The organism is Kribbella antibiotica, assembly GCF_004349055.1.
Lineage (GTDB): Bacteria > Actinomycetota > Actinomycetes > Propionibacteriales > Kribbellaceae > Kribbella > Kribbella antibiotica.
Window position 1 is genome coordinate 25,299 of sequence record NZ_SMKX01000047.1, and the last position, 18,666, is coordinate 43,964.

At 66.4% G+C, this 18,666-nt stretch carries 18 protein-coding genes; 5 read left to right on the forward strand and 13 right to left on the reverse strand.

Going from position 1 to position 18,666, the window contains the following annotated elements; all coding sequences use genetic code 11:
* Window positions 1–2: 2 nt before the first annotated feature.
* Both E1263_RS18025 and E1263_RS18030 read right to left on the reverse strand, forming a co-directional pair.
* Complete coding sequence (locus E1263_RS18025; RefSeq protein WP_132168792.1) at window positions 3–1,388, reverse strand: glycine--tRNA ligase; 1,386 nt, start codon at window positions 1,386–1,388, stop codon at window positions 3–5.
* 87 nt (window positions 1,389–1,475) lie between these two features.
* The gene (locus E1263_RS18030; protein ID WP_132168794.1) at window positions 1,476–1,784 is read right to left on the reverse strand and encodes an antibiotic biosynthesis monooxygenase family protein; all 309 of its coding nucleotides are present in this window, start codon (window positions 1,782–1,784) and stop codon (window positions 1,476–1,478) included.
* A 59-nt stretch (window positions 1,785–1,843) separates the two neighbouring features.
* On the opposite strand from E1263_RS18030, the gene E1263_RS18035 reads away from it, so the two are divergent.
* Window positions 1,844–2,152, forward strand: a complete 309-nt coding sequence (locus tag E1263_RS18035; RefSeq protein WP_132168796.1) for a DUF6703 family protein — start codon at window positions 1,844–1,846, stop codon at window positions 2,150–2,152.
* A 1-nt stretch (window position 2,153) separates the two neighbouring features.
* Here the strand turns inward: E1263_RS18035 and manD are convergent, their stop codons facing one another.
* The 8 genes from manD to E1263_RS18075 form a co-directional block, all read right to left on the reverse strand.
* A complete protein-coding gene (manD, locus tag E1263_RS18040; protein ID WP_132168798.1) occupies window positions 2,154–3,374 on the reverse strand; it encodes a D-mannonate dehydratase ManD in 1,221 nt (406 codons plus the stop codon).
* Window positions 3,375–3,378: 4 nt separating this feature from the next.
* Complete coding sequence (locus E1263_RS18045) at window positions 3,379–4,191, reverse strand: carbohydrate ABC transporter permease (RefSeq protein ID WP_132168800.1); 813 nt, start codon at window positions 4,189–4,191, stop codon at window positions 3,379–3,381.
* Window positions 4,188–5,066 carry a carbohydrate ABC transporter permease gene (locus E1263_RS18050; RefSeq protein WP_132168802.1) on the reverse strand — a complete coding sequence of 293 codons (879 nt, stop codon included), beginning with the start codon at window positions 5,064–5,066 and terminating at the stop codon, window positions 4,188–4,190. The genes E1263_RS18045 and E1263_RS18050 overlap by 4 nt, the downstream gene beginning before the upstream one ends.
* A complete protein-coding gene (locus E1263_RS18055) occupies window positions 5,066–6,343 on the reverse strand; it encodes an ABC transporter substrate-binding protein (RefSeq protein ID WP_132168804.1) in 1,278 nt (425 codons plus the stop codon). The genes E1263_RS18050 and E1263_RS18055 overlap by 1 nt, the downstream gene beginning before the upstream one ends.
* Before the next feature lie 813 nt (window positions 6,344–7,156).
* Window positions 7,157–7,918 carry a FadR/GntR family transcriptional regulator gene (locus E1263_RS18060; RefSeq protein WP_132168806.1) on the reverse strand — a complete coding sequence of 254 codons (762 nt, stop codon included), beginning with the start codon at window positions 7,916–7,918 and terminating at the stop codon, window positions 7,157–7,159.
* A gap of 9 nt (window positions 7,919–7,927) precedes the next feature.
* Window positions 7,928–8,476, reverse strand: coding sequence for a DUF305 domain-containing protein (locus E1263_RS18065; protein ID WP_132168808.1), 549 nt, complete (start codon window positions 8,474–8,476; stop codon window positions 7,928–7,930).
* The gene (locus E1263_RS18070) at window positions 8,473–9,702 is read right to left on the reverse strand and encodes a DUF1996 domain-containing protein (protein WP_132168810.1); all 1,230 of its coding nucleotides are present in this window, start codon (window positions 9,700–9,702) and stop codon (window positions 8,473–8,475) included. The genes E1263_RS18065 and E1263_RS18070 overlap by 4 nt, the downstream gene beginning before the upstream one ends.
* A 13-nt stretch (window positions 9,703–9,715) precedes the next feature.
* Complete coding sequence (locus E1263_RS18075; RefSeq protein WP_132168812.1) at window positions 9,716–11,443, reverse strand: discoidin domain-containing protein; 1,728 nt, start codon at window positions 11,441–11,443, stop codon at window positions 9,716–9,718.
* A gap of 143 nt (window positions 11,444–11,586) precedes the next feature.
* Between E1263_RS18075 and E1263_RS18080 the strand changes: the two genes are divergently transcribed.
* Both E1263_RS18080 and E1263_RS18085 read left to right on the forward strand, forming a co-directional pair.
* The gene (locus E1263_RS18080; RefSeq protein WP_132168814.1) at window positions 11,587–12,582 is read left to right on the forward strand and encodes a LacI family DNA-binding transcriptional regulator; all 996 of its coding nucleotides are present in this window, start codon (window positions 11,587–11,589) and stop codon (window positions 12,580–12,582) included.
* Between the two features lie 158 nt (window positions 12,583–12,740).
* The gene (locus E1263_RS18085) at window positions 12,741–13,697 is read left to right on the forward strand and encodes a type IV toxin-antitoxin system AbiEi family antitoxin domain-containing protein (protein ID WP_132168816.1); all 957 of its coding nucleotides are present in this window, start codon (window positions 12,741–12,743) and stop codon (window positions 13,695–13,697) included.
* A gap of 62 nt (window positions 13,698–13,759) precedes the next feature.
* Here the strand turns inward: E1263_RS18085 and E1263_RS18090 are convergent, their stop codons facing one another.
* Window positions 13,760–14,167, reverse strand: coding sequence for a carboxymuconolactone decarboxylase family protein (locus E1263_RS18090; protein ID WP_132168818.1), 408 nt, complete (start codon window positions 14,165–14,167; stop codon window positions 13,760–13,762).
* 74 nt (window positions 14,168–14,241) lie between these two features.
* Between E1263_RS18090 and E1263_RS18095 the strand changes: the two genes are divergently transcribed.
* On the forward strand, window positions 14,242–15,138 hold the full coding sequence (locus E1263_RS18095) for a LysR family transcriptional regulator (RefSeq protein WP_132168820.1): 897 nt from the start codon (window positions 14,242–14,244) through the stop codon (window positions 15,136–15,138).
* On the opposite strand, the gene eboE is transcribed toward E1263_RS18095, so the two are convergent.
* The gene (eboE, locus tag E1263_RS18100; RefSeq protein ID WP_132168821.1) at window positions 15,104–16,258 is read right to left on the reverse strand and encodes a metabolite traffic protein EboE; all 1,155 of its coding nucleotides are present in this window, start codon (window positions 16,256–16,258) and stop codon (window positions 15,104–15,106) included. The genes E1263_RS18095 and eboE overlap by 35 nt on opposite strands.
* A 105-nt stretch (window positions 16,259–16,363) precedes the next feature.
* Entirely contained in the window at window positions 16,364–17,542 is a 1,179-nt protein-coding gene (locus E1263_RS18105) for a YibE/F family protein (RefSeq protein ID WP_238161307.1), read from the reverse strand.
* 170 nt (window positions 17,543–17,712) lie between these two features.
* Here E1263_RS18105 and E1263_RS18110 point away from each other — a divergent pair, with 170 nt between their 5' ends.
* Window positions 17,713–18,660, forward strand: a complete 948-nt coding sequence (locus E1263_RS18110) for a metal ABC transporter substrate-binding protein (RefSeq protein ID WP_132168825.1) — start codon at window positions 17,713–17,715, stop codon at window positions 18,658–18,660.
* Window positions 18,661–18,666 lie beyond the last annotated feature (6 nt).

The following is an 18,666-nucleotide window of genomic DNA, read 5'->3' on the forward strand; positions in this document are numbered from 1 at the left end:
TGTCAGCAGCCCACCAACGCCTGGGCGAGATAGCCGGTGACCTCGCTGAGCGCGACGCGCTCCTGCTTCATCGAGTCGCGCTCACGGATGGTGACCGCGTGATCCTCGAGCGTGTCGAAGTCCACAGTGATGCAGTACGGCGTACCGATCTCGTCCTGACGGCGGTAGCGGCGGCCGATCGCACCGGCGTCGTCGAAGTCGACGTTCCAGTTCTTCCGCAGCTCCTGGGCCAGGTCCTTCGCCTTGGGCGACAGGTCGGTGTTGCGCGACAGTGGCAGCACGGCGGCCTTGACCGGCGCGATCCGCGGGTCGAAGCGCAGGACTGTCCGCTTGTCGACACCGCCCTTCGCGTTCGGGGCCTCGTCCTCGGTGTAGGCGTCGAGCAGGAAGGCCAGCACGTTGCGGGTCAGGCCGGCCGCGGGCTCGATCACGTACGGCGTCCAGCGCTCGCCCTTCTCCTGGTCGAAGTACGACAGGTCGGCGCCGGAGTGCTTGGAGTGCGTGGACAGGTCGAAGTCGGTCCGGTTCGCGATGCCCTCGAGCTCGTCGAACTCCTTGCCGCCGAAGTTGAACTTGTACTCGATGTCGACGGTGCGCTTCGAGTAGTGGCTCAGCTTCTCCTTCGGGTGCTCGTAGAACCGCATGTTGTCCGGGTTCAGACCGAGGCCGGTGTACCAGTCCCAGCGCGCCTTCAGCCAGTACTCGTGCCACTCCTCGTCGGCGCCCGGCGCGACGAAGAACTCCATCTCCATCTGCTCGAACTCGCGGGTCCGGAAGATGAAGTTGCCCGGGGTGATCTCGTTGCGGAAGCTCTTGCCGACCTGGGCGATCCCGAACGGCGGCTTCTTGCGGGCGGTACCCATCACGTTCGCGAAGTTCACGAAGATGCCCTGCGCGGTCTCCGGGCGGAGGTAGTGCAGGCCCTCCTCGGACTCGACCGGGCCGAGGTACGTCTTCAGCAGGCCGTTGAACATCCGCGGCGGCGTGAAGGTGCCCTTGTTCCCGCAGTTCGGGCAGGCGATCTCGGACAGCTCGACGGTGTCGGCGTCCTTGTTCTTGCGGCGGGCGTAGTCCTCGCGCAGGTGGTCGTCGCGGAACCGCTTGTGGCACGACTGGCACTCGGTCAGCGGGTCGACGAACTCCTGCAGGTGACCGGAGGCCTGCCAGACCTTGGTCGGCAGGATCACCGACGAGTCCAGCCCGACCACGTCGTCGCGGCTCGTCACCATCGAGCGCCACCACTGGGTCCGGATGTTGTTCTTCAGCTCCACCCCGAGCGGGCCGTAGTCCCAGGCCGACTTGGTTCCGCCGTAGATCTCGCCGCAGGGGTACACGAAGCCTCTGCGCTTACTGAGGCTGACGACGGCATCGACGGTTTCCACGGGCACTTTTGAACTCCAGAAACGGGCACAGGTCGGGTACGGAAAACACCAGGCTATCGGTCCGGGGCGGCTGAAGTCGCATTCAGCACAGCATCACTGCTGCGGCAGCAACTCGGTCCGATCCGTGGCCAGGTCTTCGTAGGCGGTGGGCTCGTCGATTGCCAGCGACAGCAGCGGTACGGCGGTCAGTTTCACCTCGTACGGCGACAACGCGCGCCGGTAACTTCCGACGTTCACGAACTCGAGGGTGAGCGCGAGCAGTTCCGGGTCGTCGACGTTCCGCCCGGTCTGCGCTTTGACGAACCCCTTTTGCCGGCCCAGCACCTCGACCGCCGCGGCCAACCGGACCGCGAACTCCACCTGCTCGGTCTCCGGCACCCGGAACCTGATCACGACGAACACCCGCGTCACCCTACGGCGTCGCGGTCGAAGCTGGTTCGGTGACCTGGAACAATGGGTCCATGAGTTCCCCCAGCAGTCAGCCGGTGAGTCCGTTGCGGCAGCGGATCACCAAGATCAGTTACCCGTACGTCGCGCGGCTGCACGGGATGCCGAAGCTAACCCTTCCGATCATCACCGGGGTCCTGGCGCTGATCGGAGTCTTCGCTCCGGTCGCGGTCGCCGTACCGGCCCTGATCCTGCTCGCCCTGGTGCTGGGCTGGCTCGCGTTCCTCTCCTGGCCGGCCGTGACGACCGGCCCGAAGTTCCTGCGGGTCTTCTCGATCCTGGTGATCCTGCTCTTCGGCGTCTCCCGGATCGCCGGGGCCTGATTTACCAGTCGTGGACGGTGCCGTCGGCTAGGCGGTTCACCGGGAGGTAGGCCGGTGCGTACGGGTGCGCGGCGGCCAGTTCGTCGTCGAGTTCGACGCCGATGCCCGGTGCCTCGCCCGGGTGCAGGTGACCGTCGGTGAAGGTAAACGCGTGCCGGAAGACCTCTTCGGTGGCGGGCGTGTAGCCGGCGTACTCCTGGATGCCGAAGTTGTGGACCGCCAGATCCATATGGATCGCCGCGGCCATGCCGACCGGCGAGATGTCTTCCGGTCCGTGGATCGCGGTCTTGATCTGCTGCTGGGCTGCGAAGTCGAAGAGCTTCTTCAGCGGTGAAACCCCGCCGAAGTGGGTGACGGCCGCGCGCACGTAGTCAATCAGCTGCTCGTTCACGAGCGTGCGGAAGTCGTGAATGGTGTTGAAGACCTCGCCGATCGCCAGCGGGGTCGTGGTCTTACTGCGGACCAGCCGCAGGCCCTCCTGGTTCTCGGCCGGCGTGCAGTCCTCCAGCCAGAACAGGTCGTACGGCTCGAGGTCCTTACCCAGCCTCGCAGCCTGAATCGGTGACAACCGGTGGTGCGAGTCGTGCAGCAGCGGCAGATCCGGACCGAACTCGTTCCGCACCGCCTCGAACACCGACGGCGTGTGCCGCAGATAGGCGCCCGTATCCCAGTCCTCGACGAGCGGGCGCGGGTGCCCGTCCGCCCGCTCCAAACCTTGCAGTACTTCCGGCTCGCCATGTACGCCGTACACGCGCTTCAGACCCGGTACGCCGGTCTGGATCCGGATCGACTGGTATCCCTGCGCCATCCGCTCCCGCACCGAGTCGAACAGCTCGGGCAGGTCGCGACCGTTCGCGTGCCCATACGTGCGGACGCGATCGCGGCTCGCACCACCGAGGAGCTGGTAGAGCGGCAGATTCGCAACCTTCGCCTTGATATCCCAGAGCGCCACGTCCACGGCCGCGATCGCCGCCATCGTGACCGGGCCACGCCGCCAGTACGCGCCGCGGTACAGCGACTGCCACGTGTCCTCGATCTTGTGCGGGTCGAGGCCGATCAGCAGCGGCGCCACGTGATCGCGCAGGTAGCTGACCACCGCGAGCTCGCGACCGTTGAGCGTCGCATCCCCCAGACCGGTCACGCCGTCGTCCGTGGTGATCCGCAACGTGACGAAGTTGCGGCCCGGGCTGGTGACGACGACAGACGCGTCGACGATCTTCATATGCTTAGCCTTTCGTGGCGCCGGCAGTGAGGCCGGCAACGAGATGTTTCTGCGCCAGGACGGCAACCACGACGACCGGAATCGTCATCACGGTCGAGGCTGCCATCAGGCCGCCCCAGTCAGTACCGGCGTACGAGATGAACGAGAACAGCGCGACCGGCACGGTCATCGTGTGCTCATCGGACAGGATCAACGCGAACATGAAGTTGTTCCAGCTCGCGACGAACGCCAGTACGGCGGCGGTCGCCGTACCGGGGGCTGCGAGCGGCAACGCGATCCGGCGGAAGGCTCCGAACGCGGTCAGGCCGTCGACCCGGGCGGCCTCTTCGAGCTCGATCGGGAGTCCTTCGAAGAAGCCGATCATGATCCACAGGATCAACGGCACCGAGACGAACATGTGGCTCAGGATCAGCACGGTGTAGCTGCCGACCAGGCCGGCCTGCGCGAACAGGTAGTACCAGGGCACGAGCAGCGAGATGGCCGGCACGATCCGCGCGACCAGCACCAGTGAACCGGCGCGGTGCATGCGGAATCTGCCGACCGCCCAAGCCGCCGGTACGGCGATGATCGCCGAAAGCGCTGTCGAGGTGACACCGACGATGAGCGAGTTGACCATCGACGGGAGGATGCGGTCGTCGGCAATCACTGCTTTGAAGTTGTCCAGCGTGGGCTTGAAGATCAGCCCGATCGACGGGTCGGTGACCTGCACGTTGGTCTTGAACGCGGCCGCGAACATCCAGACGATCGGCAGGCTGAAGAACAGCGCGACGACCGTGATCGCGAGACCTCGCAGGGCCTTCATGCTGGGGGTTCTCATGCTGACCTCCGGCGGAGTAGTACGACCACGCCGATGATGAAAAGGGTGAAGATGACGAGCACTGCCGCGGCGAGGCCGTACTCCTGGTAGTCGAAGGTGAGTCCGTAGGCATAGACATTGAGCGTCTCCGCCTCGAACGACGAACCACCGCCGGCACCCTTGGTGGCGTAGATGATGTCGAACGTCTTCAGCCCGTCGACTGCTCGCAGGACAAGCGCAGTCGTGAGGGTCGGGCCGAGCATCGGCAGGACGACGTACCGGAATCTTTGCCAGGCGTTGGCGCCGTCCATACTCGCTGCCTCTTCCGGCTCTTCGGAGAGCGTCGACAGGCCGGCGAGCAGGAGCAGCGTCATCATCGGCGTCCACTGCCAGACGTCGATCAACACCAGCGTGGGAAGGGATCCGGAGACCGAGCCGAGGAATTCTTGCGGCGGGATGCCGAGGGTGCCGAGGAGGTGGTTCGCGATGCCGTTGGTCGGGTCGAGGATGAGCAGCCAGAGGATGCCGATCGCCACCGGGGTCGCCAGCAGCGGGATGATCAGCACGGTCCGCACCCAGCGGATGCCGCGAAATGCTCTGCGCATCAGCATGGCCAACGCGAGCCCGAAGACCGTCTCGAGGGCAACCGCTCCGACGGTGAAGCCGATGGTTCGCCAGACGGCCGGCCAGAAGCGTCGGCTGTCGCTGAACGCGTCGGCGAAGTTCTGCAGGCCGATGTGTTTGGCGCCGGCGTTCACTGCGCCGAAGGCGTCGGTGGTGCTCAGGTTCAGCGTAAACAGCAACGGGAAGATGATCATCGCGCCGACGAACAGCAGCGCGGGCGTCAGCATCGCCCACTTGAGGCGGCGGTTGGACTGCTCGATCGTGAGGGCCATCAGGACTCCCGGTGGCGGTTGTCGCGAACCAGGAACTCGGCGAACCCCTTGTCGGCATCGCGCGCGACCGCTGCGACGTCTTGCTGCAGGATCGCCGACACCAGCGGGCGGCCGACAATGTCGCGGGCCCGGCCGACCTGCAGCACCTCGGGGCGATCGTGGCCGACACCGTTGCGCGCGTTGACCTGCATCGCCTGCGCAAGCTCCTTTGGAAAGCCACTATTCGCTGCTGGGTTTGCCCAAACGGACTCACGGGCGCCGGGGATACCAGCCGTCTGCAGCGCGGTCACCGTCTCGCTTCCGGCAGCCCAGCGGATGAACTCCCACGCGTGGTCCTGCAGTAGCGAGAACCGGTTGATGCCCAGGCTCCAGCTCGGGATGTTGTACGGCTTGGAACCGGCGGGACCAGCTGGGAACGGCGCGTAGCCAATCGTCTCGCCGACCGCCGAAACCTTCGGGTCGATCAGGCCGGTGTAGATCGCGTCAGCGTCGACGTAGAACGCCGCCTTGCCCTGCGCGAAGATCGGCATCGCCTGTTCAAGGCTCATGTTGGTCGCGCCGGGCGGACCGGACTTCCCGAGCAGGTCGCCGTAATACTGGTACGCCGCAATCGCCTCGGGGGTCGCGATCGCCGACTGACCCTCGCGCGTGAAATCGCCGCCGTACGAGTAAAGGAAGCTCGACCATTGGGTCACGGCACCACTGCGTTGACCGCGACCGACGTACCCGAAGCGGCCCTTGGTGGTGAGGCGCGCGGCCGCCTGCTGCAGCTCGTCGAGCGTGCGCGGCGGCGTCGGGACGAGATCCTTGCGGTAGTAGAGAACCGGCCGCTCGGTCACGACCGGGACAGTGAGCACCTTGCCCGCTGTGGTGGACGCTTCTTTGGGTGCTGCCTGGAAATCGCTCCAGTTGAACTCTGCGTCTTGCGCCCGATCCGAGAGGTCGGCGAGCCAGTTGTTGTGTGCGAACAGCAGCTGTTCCTGGAGCGGGCGGACCATCATCACGTCGATGTCGGTGGCGGACGCGTTCAGCTTCACGTTGTAGCTGCTGGAGAGCTGGTCGCCAGTCAGCAGCGACATCGAGACGCGTCGCCCGATTCGCTCCTCGAACTCCGGCAAGCGTTTCTGCAGCGCGCGAGTCCAGACATGGTTGACCGCCGCCACGCGCAAACGGGTGTCCGCCGTCGGTTTGCCTGAAGAGCACGCGCCAACAGTCACAGCACCTGCGGCCGCCGCTGTGAGCCCGACAAAGCTTCGGCGACTGATTCCCCGACTCATCACACCTCCCGGTCCAACTGGTCCTACCAGTTGGACCGTAACAGAGCAGCTGCGCGCAGGTCCACCCCTGGCCGAGGCGGTGGGTTGCCGGGTGCACTTGCCTGGAGCAGGTGCGGAAGGCGAACCGCCCCACTGACCAAGCGCCCAGAACCGAACTTCCCGACCCTCGCCTGAGCGTGCGGGACCGGCTGCCGCGCAAGTTAGTCAGTGCCAGCGGTCCGCCCCTCACCCCCGCTCAAGACGCGACACCACTTGAGCACCCACCAGTCATCCGCCACCCGTTGCTCAAGCCGCACGCCCGACCCACTTTGAGCACCCACCAGTCATTTTCCGGCCGGATCCGTGACTGACCCGTGCTCAAAGTCGTACCGGGGCTCGCGCGGAGGCCCGGCTGGTCACCAGTAGCCTGCGGCGGCTTCGCTCCGATGCACGCGTTTGGACTGAGCTCACCGCTGAGCCCACCAGCCGCCGTACCGACTTCGCCCACTGAACCCACTCGCCGCCGCACTGCCCGCCCACTGAACCCACTGGGCGCGGAAAGCATCGACTGTGCGGTCCGTGCTGCCAGCAAACCTTTGCCATCGACAATCTCCTGCCACTCGACGCACTGGGTTCACTCGCCGACGCCTCCGCGTCGAGTGAACCCACTGGGCACGACAGCCACGAGTGTGCGGAGTGTGTTGCCAGTAAGGGCTTTCCGGCAGCACGGACAGGACACTCAGCCCAGTGGGTTCAGTGGGCACCACCCATACGACGCCCAGTGGGTTCAGTGGGCTAGGCGGTATGGCGGGCGGGGGCGGCGCGTGTACGGGGTTAGCTCGGGGGGTGGTCCAGCAGGGAGGCGATGTGTTTGGCGGCCATGGCGTCGAGGGTTAGATCCAGGTCGGCGCCGTAGGTGCGGAGGGCCAGGGAGAGGTGTTCGCGCATGTGGTTGCGGGCGCGCGCGGCGTCTCGGGCGGTGATGGCTTCGAGGATTTCGGGGTGGTGCGGGACGCCGGGCTGGGCGATGGAGGGGTCCGAGTTGGAGCGGAGCATCATCTCGAACATCATGCCGCTGATCGACGACAGCATCGTCCAGAGGATGGGGTTGCCGGCGGCGGCGGCGATGGTGTCGTGGAACTCGAGGTCGGCGCGGGCTTTGATGATCGGGTCGGTGGCGGCGATCATCACGTCGTTGGCAGCGCGCATGGCGACGACCTGTTCGTCGGTTGCGCGTTCGGTGGCGAGGCCGACGATCTCAACCTCGAGCGGGATGCGCGCTTCGATCAGTTGACGGACGGTAGGCCGGCCGGCGCGGTAGAGGGCGTCGTAGCTGCGGGCGTCGGCCGTGGACTGGTCGATCACGAAGGAGCCGCGACCGGGTGCGACCTCGATCAGGTGCTGGGCTTCGAGGCGGCGCAGGACTTCACGCAGCACGTTGCGACTGGCTCCGAACTGTACGGCGAGCTCACGCTCCGACGGCAGTTTTGCGCCGACCGGGATCGCGCCGGAGCGGATCTCGTTCTGCAGCCGCCGGGCGATGCTCTCGGTGAGCAGGCCGCGGTGGGCAGGCGGTTCGAAGGCATCGGCTGGCACAGCACGAAGCTACCCCAGCCGAGCGGCCTGCGCCGTCCGATCCTTCTCGATCACGGTCGCGAGCTTCTTCACACCGGGCTCCTGGCCAGCGGCCTTCACGCTGCGGCTGACGAGCGCCGACTGGGCGAGGTGGTCTTTCACCTCGGCCCGCAGCACCTTGTCGAACGCGGGGCCGCGCAGCTTCTGCAGCGCGGCCACCTCCTCGTCGGTCATCATGCCGGGCATGTTGTGCCCGGCATGTGCGTTCGTCGCCGGGATCCGAGCCCGGTCGCGCAACACGATCAGCTGCTTGAGCTCCGCCTGATGACCAGCGGTCAGGTTCGCCGCCAATCGCCGTACGGCGGGGTCTGTGGAGTTGGTCTGCGCGAAGCCGAGGATCCGGAGGAACTGTTCGTCCATCGGGATCATCAGCCCGAGCCAGGCGGCATCCGTCGGGTTGAACGCCGCGTCGACCGCGGCAACGGTGGCGACGGAGGCCGCCGGAGCAGGGGGCTGGGGCTGCGAGCCACAACCTGCGAGCACTCCGGCGACCAACGCCAGTACTAGAACCTTCTTCACGGACGGCCGTCCGCCCCGCACTTGATGATCGGGCGGATGCAGTCGTTGACCCGGCGAGCCATCTCGTCCACCGGCCACGCGTTGAAGAAGTCGCCGTGCATGGTGAACCCGCCACCACTCGCCAACCGGAAGCCGGCGGTGGAGCCGTTCACCGGATAGCGCAGCACCTGCCGCAGCTTCGGCACCGGGACCGGGTGGGTCGCCGGGCAGTCGCCGTTCACCGGATACGCCATGTGGCTCTTGTGATCCGCTGAGTCGAGATCACGACCGTTCCAGCACTGCGGGAAGTCCAGGTACGACTCCAGCATCGACCCGGCCGGGCAGGTGATGAAGTCGTGCCCAGCACCGGCATCACCGGCATGCAGACACGACCACCGCGAGATGGTGTTGTCGCTCGGCCCGGTCGCCTTTGCGTTGCCTGCAACGATCCGCAGTCCGTAAGGCAGCGGCTGAGTCCGAGCGATCACATCGTCCCGGACACCTTCGCCCAGGTAGTAGAACGTCGTACCGGTCGGCTCCACCGGCTGGTTGTTGGAGTAGAAAGTAGGCACCCAGTACGACGACCTGTCGACCGCCGGGTTGCAGCTCGTCGGCGAATTGGCCAGGTCGTCAACCGTCGTGTTGGCGTTGGTCACGGTCGCACCGAAGAAGCTGTGCATGTGCGATGCACCCGGCATGTTCGGGAACACGATCGGGTCGTCCGGCAGCCGGTGCGTGTACGCGCAGTCCGCCAGGAATTCCGCGACTCGAACGATCGGCCCGCCAGTACCGCCGTACACCTGGAACTCCCAGAGCGACGCTCCCCATTGGGTTGCCCGCTCGGTGACCAGCACGCGAACGTAGCGGCCCGAGCCGGAGACGGCGAGGTTCTGATCACCGCCGGCGCTCGTCGTGGTCGAGTAGGCGGAGATCCATTCGTTGCCGGTGTTCGACGTCTCGATCCGGAAACCCTTCGCGTACGCCGCCTCCCAGCGCAACTGCACGCGGTTGAACGACTGGGTCGAACCGAGGTCGATCCGCAACCACTGGTTGTCGGCGAAGGTGCTCGCCCAGCGGGTGCCGTTGTTGCCATCGACGGCCGCGGCGGCCGGCGTACCGGCGTTCTCAGTCGACGAGGCGAGGGCGGGGCGGTTCTGCGACAGCAGAGTTTCGGCGGCTTGCGCGTTGCCCGAGGTCACCAGGAAGGCACCAAGTACGGCAAGCACGGTCAACAGAGCTTTTCTCATGGTCGGTCACCTCTCAGTGGTAGACGCGGACATAGTCGACGAGCATGCGGGACGGGAACGGGGTCTGGGCGTCCGGCGGGCCAGGGAAGTCGCCGCCCACGGCCAAGTTCAGGATCAGGTAGAACGGGTGGTCGAAGATCCACGGCCCGCGTGTCGCCTCGAGCTGGGCCTTGTCAACAGTGAAGACCGTGGTCCCGTCGACCTGGTAGGTGATGCCGGTGGAGTTCCACAGCATCGTCCAGGTGTGGAAGTCTCCTGCGAAGTCCGCGCCACCCGGCAGACCGTAGGTCCCGCCGTACCCGCCGGCGCCGTTGTAGGCCGGGGCGTGCAGCGTCGAGTACCCCTTGGTGGTCTCGCGACCGAGGATCTCCATGATGTCGATCTCGCCGTTGTACGGCCACGGCCGGCCGGTGAGGAAGTCGCTCCCCATCATCCAGAACGCCGGCCAGAGACCATTGCCCTTCGGCACCTTGATCCGGGCCTCGACCTTCCCGTACGTCGTGTCGAACTTCGTCCCGGTGTTGATCCGGCCGGACGTGTACTGGCAGACGCCCTTACCGCTGACCGGGTCGATGGGGCACGCCGTACCGGGGGTTTCCTGGCGGCGGGCCTCGATCACCAGGTTGCCCTGGCCGTCGGTCTGGACGTTGTCGTTGTTGGTGTAAACCTGCAGCTCGTTGTTCTGGCCGATGCCAGGGTCAGCGCGCCACTTGGCAGCGTTGGGCTTGGCGCCGGCCGGGGTGTCGAAGTTGTCTTCGAAGATCAGCTGCGGCGGATTCGCCGGGTCGGCGGGCGGGGTCGGGGGGGTGTTGGGCGCGCCGCCGGTGCCGTAGACCTGGAACTCCCACAGCGAATACCCGTACGGCGTATTGCGTTGCGTGCCGTACATCCGCACGTACCGGCCGGTGCCGGAGACGGTCAAGGTCTCCTTGAAACCGGGGCCGTTCGTGGTGGAGTAGATGGTCGTCCAGTTGTTCGCGTCGTTCGAAACCTGCACCTGGTAGGACTTCGCCGAGGCCGGATCCCATTGCAGGACGACCTTGTCGATCTGTGCGGTCGCACCGAGGTCGACGTAGATCCAGCCCGGATCGACCCAGCCGGAGTCGGTCGCGGTCGCCCAGCGGCTGGCCGGGTCGAGGTCGAACGCGCGGGCCGGGGTGCACTCGAAGCAGTTGCCGTCGCTCTGCTGCGTGGAGGCGACGCCAGGTTTGTTGTAGGACAGCAGACCTGAGCTCGGGCCGGGGCCGCTCGCGCTGCCGAGGACCTTGAACTCCCAGAGCGAATAGCCCCACTGCGTGGCTCGCTGCGTGCCCACCAGGCGGACGTAGCGACCAGTACCGCTGACATTGAGAGTTTGGTTGCCTCCAGCACCATTCGTGGTGGAGTTGATCGTCGTCCAGCTGTTCGCGTCGTTGGACACCTGGATCTGGAAAGCGCTCGCGTACGCCGTCTCCCAGGCCAGCTGCACCTGGTTGATCGTGGCCGAAGCGCCGAGGTCGACCTGGATCCACTGCGGGTCGCCGAACGCACTCGACCAGCGGGTACCGGGATCGCCGTCGACAGCCGAGGCGGCGCCGAAGACGGCGTTCTCGGAGGAGGAAGCAGTGGCGGTCTTGCCTTGGGACAGCAGTACGTCGGCGGCGCGCGCGGGGAGCGCGACCACGAAGCCGAGGAAGAGCAAGAGGGCTGCGAGGGCGGCCGCAGCGCGGTATCGGATTCTGGGGCGGGTGAGATGTGGCATGGGCGTCTCCGGGGCAGTCGGATGCACATCGATCAAGCGGTCAGGGAACGTTCCCTGAGGCAGAGACTGTGCCCGCCAGGGAACGGTGTCAAGAGTTGACAGGTTCCGGAACCGTGGCATCCTCAAGCTTGGGAGGGGTGACTATGCGAAGGCCGACCTTGCATGCGGTGGCGGCCCGGGCCGGGGTGTCGAAGTCGAGCGTGTCCCGGGTGATCAACGGGGAGCCGACGGTCGCGCCCGCGATCCGGGAGATCGTGATGGCCGCGGTGGCCGAGCTCGGCTACGTTCCGAACGGCGCCGCCCGTAACCTGGTCACCCAGCGGACGAACACGATCGCGATCATCGTCTCCGATCCCCCGGCCGGCCTGGTCTCCGACGACCCGATGTTCGCCATGGTCGTCCGCGCCGCCAGCCGCGAGCTGGAGAGCGCCGGCAAACAGGTTTCCCTGATGCTGGCCGGCTCCGACGAGAGCCGCCTCCGGGTGGAGAAATCACTAGCGGCCGGTGACGTCGACGGCGCAATCCTCGTCTCGATGGACGGCGCCGACCCACTCCCCGCCATACTGTCGCGGACCGGGCTGCCCATCGTCTCCCACGGCCGCCTCGCCACCCCCGGCCTGATGCCCTGGGTCGACAACGACAACCACGGCGGCGCCACTGCCGCAGTCCAGCATCTCCTCGCCCAAGGCCGCCGCCGCATCGCCACCATCTCCGGCCCCCTCGACATGACCGCTGCCCAAGAACGCCTCACGGCGTACCGCGAAACCCTCAAAGACACCGGCCGCCGCTCGATAGTTGCCCTAGGCGACTTCACCCGCATCTCCGGCGCCGACTCCATGCGCCAGCTCCTGGAAGACGACCCTGACCTCGACGCCGTCTTCGCCGCCAACGACCTGATGGCCATCGGCGCCCTCCGCACCCTGCGCCAAGCCGGCCGCCGAGTCCCCGACGACGTAGCCGTCATCGGCTTCGACGACATCGAAGCCGCCCTCTACGCAGCCCCCGCCCTCACCACCATCCGCTCCCCCATGACCGCCCAAGCAGTCCAAACCACCCAACTCCTCCTCAACCTCCTGACCCACGGCTCCGCCGACCCCGTAGTCCTCCCCACCGAACTGATCATCCGCGAATCAGCCTGACCAACCTGAACCTCGCGCATCCGAGGTCGTGACGTCTCGGTGGAAACTCCTTGTCGCTCCGCGCACATTTAGTTCCACCTAGATGGCCGGTGAGGCGCGAGTCGGGGTTATCCACAGGGGCTCCGACGCGGGGGCGCCCAATCCGTCAGGCTTGGGGGATGGATTGGTGGTGGGCGCGACAACTCGCGGACGACGGGATCGACGCGCTGATCCACCATCAGGGCCGGGTCGTTTCTCGGGCGCAGTTGCAGGCTGCGGGCTGGTCCGAATCACAACTCACTCGCGGGTTGCGTAACCACCGCTGGCAAGCCGTGCACCCCGGCGTCTACGCGACTCACACTGGACCGATCGGGTACGACGAAGGTCGCCTTGCCGCGCTCTTGTACGCCGGCCCCGAAGCCGCGTGGAGCCACTACACCGCGGCGGAGCAACTCGGCCTGCTCAAGCCCGACAGCAGCCGGCCGATCTACATCGCCATCCCGAAACGGCGCAGGGTGCGACCGCAGCCGGGAATTCTCATCCACCGCGATGAATACTGGGCCAGGCGCCGAGGCACGGTCCTCCCACCTCGACGCAAGCCCGCGGATGCAGTACTGGACATTGTTGGTATTTCGCAGTCGTCGGACGACGCTGCCGCGGTGGTCGCTCAGGCGTGCCAGAGCGGACGGGTGAGTCCCGCGCAGATCCTCAAGGCACTGGCCGATCGTTCCCGGCTACGGCACCGACATGCGCTGCTGCCGATCTTGAGCGACGTCGCGGCCGGCTCACACTCCTTGCTCGAACTGCGCTATGCGCGCGATGTCGAACGTCGGCACGGGTTACCCAGGGGCCTGCGGCAACGCTCGGTGGACAACGAGTTCACTGATGTCTTCTACGACGGGTTCACGCTGGTGGTGGAGCTCGACGGCCGGTTCCACCTCGTCCCGCACCGGCGCTGGCGGGACCTCGATCGGGACAACCGGGCGACGCTCCGGGCCGAAGCCACGCTGCGCTACGGCTGGTTCGACATCACCAACCGGCCGTGCGAGGCCGCCGTACAGGCTCTTCAGATCCTTCGCCGCACCAAGCCTGACCTCACCGCCAAGCCCTGCAGCCCGTCCTGCCCGGTTCGCTGAGGCATGGGTGGAAACTCCTTGTCGCTGGGGGCACATTTTGTTCCACCTAGCTATCTGGACCTTTAGGCAGCGGCGATCAGTCCGCGCTCGGTGAAGACCTTCTTCGCGGCGAGGGTCGCATTGAGGGCTCGGGGCATGCCGCAGTAAACGGACGCGTGCAGGAGCGCCTCGGTGATCTCTTCGCGAGTGAGGCCGACATTCAACGACGCGTTGACGTGTACGTCGAGCTGCGGCTCGCAGCCGCCGAGCGCGGTGAGGATGCCTAGGGTGACGAGTTGGCGGTCGCGGGGGGTGAGTTCGGTGCGGGTGTACATCTGGCCGAAGGCCCAGGCGACGACCTGGTGGCCGAGTTCGGGTGAGACGTCGGCGAGGGCGTCGATGACGCGTTGGCCGCCTTCGCCGTCGACGGCGTCGAGGACAGTCATGCCGTGCTCGAACTGCTCCTTGCGGATGCTCTCATTCTTGGTCATGTGACGATCCTTGCTGCGGATGAGCTAGCCTTCAAGGCACTCTTAGGCTCGTCGAACATGCCCGGAAGGCATAGATGGAACTGCGCTTGCTCTCGTACGTCGTTGCCGTGGCGGAGGCCGGCTCGGTCGCTCAGGCTGCTGAGTCGTTGCACATCACCCAACCCACGTTGAGCCGGCAACTGCGGGATCTCGAACGCCGGCTCGGCACCAAACTCTTCACCCAAGAGAACCGCCGTACCGTCCCGACACTTGCAGGCGCGGCCCTTGTCGAGCGGTCCCGCGTTCTGCTGGCCGATGCGGCCGCGGCCGAGCAGCAGGTCCGCGATATCGCCGCCGGTCGCCGCGGGCGGCTCACGCTGACGTTCGCCGGTTCGGGCATCAATGGCCCGCTGGCCGGAACGCTCGCGACCTTCCGCAACGAGTTCCCCGACGTCACGCTCAACCTGGTCGAGAGTTTCAACGACGCTGCCATGTCGGCCGCCGTACTGACCGGTGCGGCCGACATCGCCGTCCAGCGCCTACCCGCCGCCGACGTACAGCTCGTCACGCAGTTGTGGTGGCAGGAGCCGATGACCGCTTTCCTGCCGGCCGATCACCCGTTGGCCCAGTCCGGCAAGGAAATCAAGCCTGCCGAGCTCGGTCAGGTACCGCTCGTTATCTGGCCCCGCGAGGAATCGTCGCAGTCCTACGACGAGATCATGGCGATCTTCCGGCTCGCCGATGTGACGCCGGTGATCGGGGCCGAGGCTCGCACTGTCCAGACATTGCTCGCATTGACCGCGGCCGGATTCGGCGCCGCCGTCTTGCCGGACTCCTTCCGCGCGCTCGGTCGTCACGGCGTCACATCTCGCCCGATCCAGGGCACGGCGACACGGATGTTCTTGGTCTGGCGCCGCGACACGCCAAACCCGCTCGTCCACCGCTTCGTCGCGACAGTTAGTCCAAAATCTCCTGCAAACCCAAGCCAGTAAGGCGGTCCCGAAGCCACTGCAGTTCCTTGACGATGCGCTTGGCGAGCTGAACGCGGGTGCGCGGCTGGCGGGTCCAGGTGTACGTCTCCGACTCCAGGTGGTGCGTCATCGGATGCCCACCGCCGACCAGGCGGTTCAAACACTCATCCAGTACGGCGGTAGTCGCGGTGAGCGGCGCAGGCGGCGGCTCATGCGCCGCGATGTGCGCATGCATCCGCCAGCAGGCGTGACCGGACAGCTGGTAGGCCAGGTCGATGTCGTCGACACCAGGACCGCACCACTCGCGCACCTGACGCAGGAACTTCGGATCGCTGAGGTCTTTCAGCGCCTGCTGACCAGCTCCGTCAGACGGGTCGACCAGCTGCGGCGCTACCGACAGCTGCGCCTTCACCACGTCCACACCGGCACGCCACAGCGTTTCGAACGCTGCACCGGGCTCCTCGAACTGCACTGCGAGATGACAGGTATCCAGCCCGAGCCCGATCCGCGACTTGCCTGCGTCCGCGCTGACGTAGGTGCTCAGCCAGCCAGCTGCCTGCCCCACCATCTCCAGCACGCACCCCGGCTCCGGCTCGACCGCAATCCGGATCCGTCGACCAGTACGGCGCTCTGTCCGGTCCAGGTGGAATTCCAGCCGGTCGAACGCCACCCTGGTCGCTTCGTTGCGCTGTTTGGACCATGGCTCCCGCCAGGCCAGTGGCAGCGTCGAGATCGACCCGTACGGTGCATCCGGCGGCAGCAGCTCCGCCAAAATGTCCACCAGGTCGACCGTGTACCGGAGTCGCTCGGTGTCGGTCCAGTCCGGGCAGTAGACCTTGGAGCCGACCACCTTGTCGACGAACGCCGAGTGGGCGACGCCGTTCAGTGAAACGACTTCCAGCTGCTGCCGAGCCAGCGCCCGCTGCAGCTTGCGCAGTGCGACCGGCGAGTTGGCCAGCCGGTCAGCGAGTGGGCTGACCAGCCACAGTCCGATACCGAGCTTCGGTACGCCGAGCTCGGCCCGAGCGACGCCCGCACAGCCGTCCAGCCACTTGATCAGGTCATCCAGGTCGGTGGCAGGCAGAACTGTCGCGGAGTACCCCAGGTGGACGGTCGAGCCGTCCCGATGGCGGAATCTCATCAGTGCTCCTCACCCCGTACTGGCCACAGAAGGTAGTCATTGGCGGACTCTCTGTGACCTAATTGCACTGTAGGAGCATGTGCACTCCGGGGGAAGGGCTGATTTTCAGTTGTTGTCAATGGGTTGCGCGACGCTGACCAGATCCCGGTTGCGGTCGGCCACGGCGAGGGCCGCGAGCGTGGTGGTGAGCGGTACGGCGGCAATGATTCCGAGGCTGCCGACCAGACCGCGAACGACCTCCATCGCGACCAATTCGGTCGAGAGAACGTACTGCCCCGGCAGCCCCTGGATCGCGAACGTGATGAGCACCGGCAGCGAAGCACCGGCGTACGCGAGGACCAGCGTGTTCACGACCGAGGCGACGTGCGTGCGGCCGATCCGGAGACCGGCGCTGATCAGTTCCGCGCGCGACGCGGACGGATTGGCGGCGGACAGCTCCCACACCGCGGCCGCCTGCGTGACTGTGACGTCGTCGAGCACACCTAGCGCGCCGATCACCATTCCGGCGACCAGCAGGCCGGTCAGACTGAGATTCGGCGCGAACTGCTGGGCCGCCGACGCGCCGTCCGACGCCAGGCCGGTCAGCTGACAGAACTTGGTGAAGAACCACCCCAGTACGACGGTCATCCCGAGCGCGGCAATGGTTCCGGACAACGCGATCGAGCTCTCGGCGTTGATCCCGTGAGTCAGGAAGAGCGCTATCGCCATGATGACCGTGCCGCCGACAACCGCGACCAGCAGCGGATTCGAGCCCTTCAGAATCGCCGGCAGGATGAACTGCGTCAGCATCAGCGCGGTCACGGCGAGCGCGATCAGCGCGGCGAAACCCCGCCAGCGCGACAACGCGACGACGGCGAGCGCGAAGATCGCGGCCAGGATCAGCAACGGCTTGGAACGATCATGGTCGACGTACTCGTACCGGTCGGCGATGTCCTTGGCGTCGGACTGGACGCCGAGCATGATCGACTGGCCGACCTCGATCGGGATCGGAACCTTGCCCGCCTGCGGCACCTGGACCGGCGCGATCTGGCCCTTGTCCTTGCCGGTGCTCAGTTTGATCGAGGCGACATCGCACTGATCACGCTTGTCCGGGCAGGGCGCGAGCTTGGTGATCTCGCCGCGCGCCGTCTCGGTCTGGTACGACGCCACCTGCACGCCGCCGCCCGGCCACATGACGATCATCGCGATCACCGCGGCCGTGATCAGCGGCGCCAGAACGGCCGCGACCACGATCCGGACCCGCCGGGCGACGATCGCGTCCTGGTTCACCACCGAGGTATCCACGACGTGATCGCCATGGCCGTGACCATGGCCGTGACCATGGCCTGCTGGCGTTTCTAAGGTGCGTCGACGGGTTCCGCGGCGCTCGGCGCGGCGGCGCCCCACGGGTCGGCTGCTCATCGGTTGAACTCCCTGTTTTGACAATCATCTCCAGTTAAATGAAAATGATTGTCATGAGATCTAGTGCTCGCGCTGTCGTCGCCGGTGCCGCCGTCCTGGCGGCCGTCGCTCTCGCCGGATGTGGCGGCTCACCCTCCGCCGGTGGCTCCGGCGGCAAGCTCGACGTTGTTGCTTCGTTCTACCCGCTCGAGTTCATCGCCCGCACAGTGGGGGGTGACGCGGTCAATGTCACCACACTGACCGCACCCGGCGTGGAACCGCACGACCTCGAACTGACACCGAAGCAGGTCGGCCAGATCGCCGCAGCGAAACTGGTCGTCTACGAGAAGAGCCTGCAGCCGGCCGTCGACGAGGCCGTCGAGCAGAACGCGAAGGACGCCGGGTTCGACGTCGCCCCGGCCGGTCAGCTCGAGGCCACCGGCGCCGACTTCGAGGAGCACGAGGAGGGCGAGGTCAAGCCCGCCGCGCACAACGAGAAGGCCCTCGACCCGCACTTCTGGCTGGACCCGATCCGGTACGCCGCGGTCGTGAACGCGGTCACCGACAAGCTGGCCACGGCCGACAGTGCCAACGCGGACGGTTACAAGGCCCGCGCCAAGACGCTGCTCGACGAGGTCGGCAAGCTGGACGGTGAATACAAGACCGGGCTGGCGAACTGCAAATTGAAGACGTTCGTGACGAGCCACGAGGCGTTTGCCTACCTCGCGAAGCGGTACGGTCTGACGATGGTCGGCATCGCCGGGTTCACCCCGGATGCCGAGCCGACCCCGACCCGCATCGAGGAGGTGCAGAAGATCGTGAAGAACCAGCACGTCACCACGATCTTCTACGAGGAGCTGGTCAGCCCGAAGGTGGCCGAGACGATCGCCCGCGACGTCGGCGTCAAGACCGCCGTCCTGAGCCCGATCGAGGGCCTTTCGGACGCCAACTCGCAAGAGACCTACCTGAGCCTGATGCGGGAGAACCTCCAAGAACTCCGGAAGGCGAACTCCTGCGCGTGACACCCA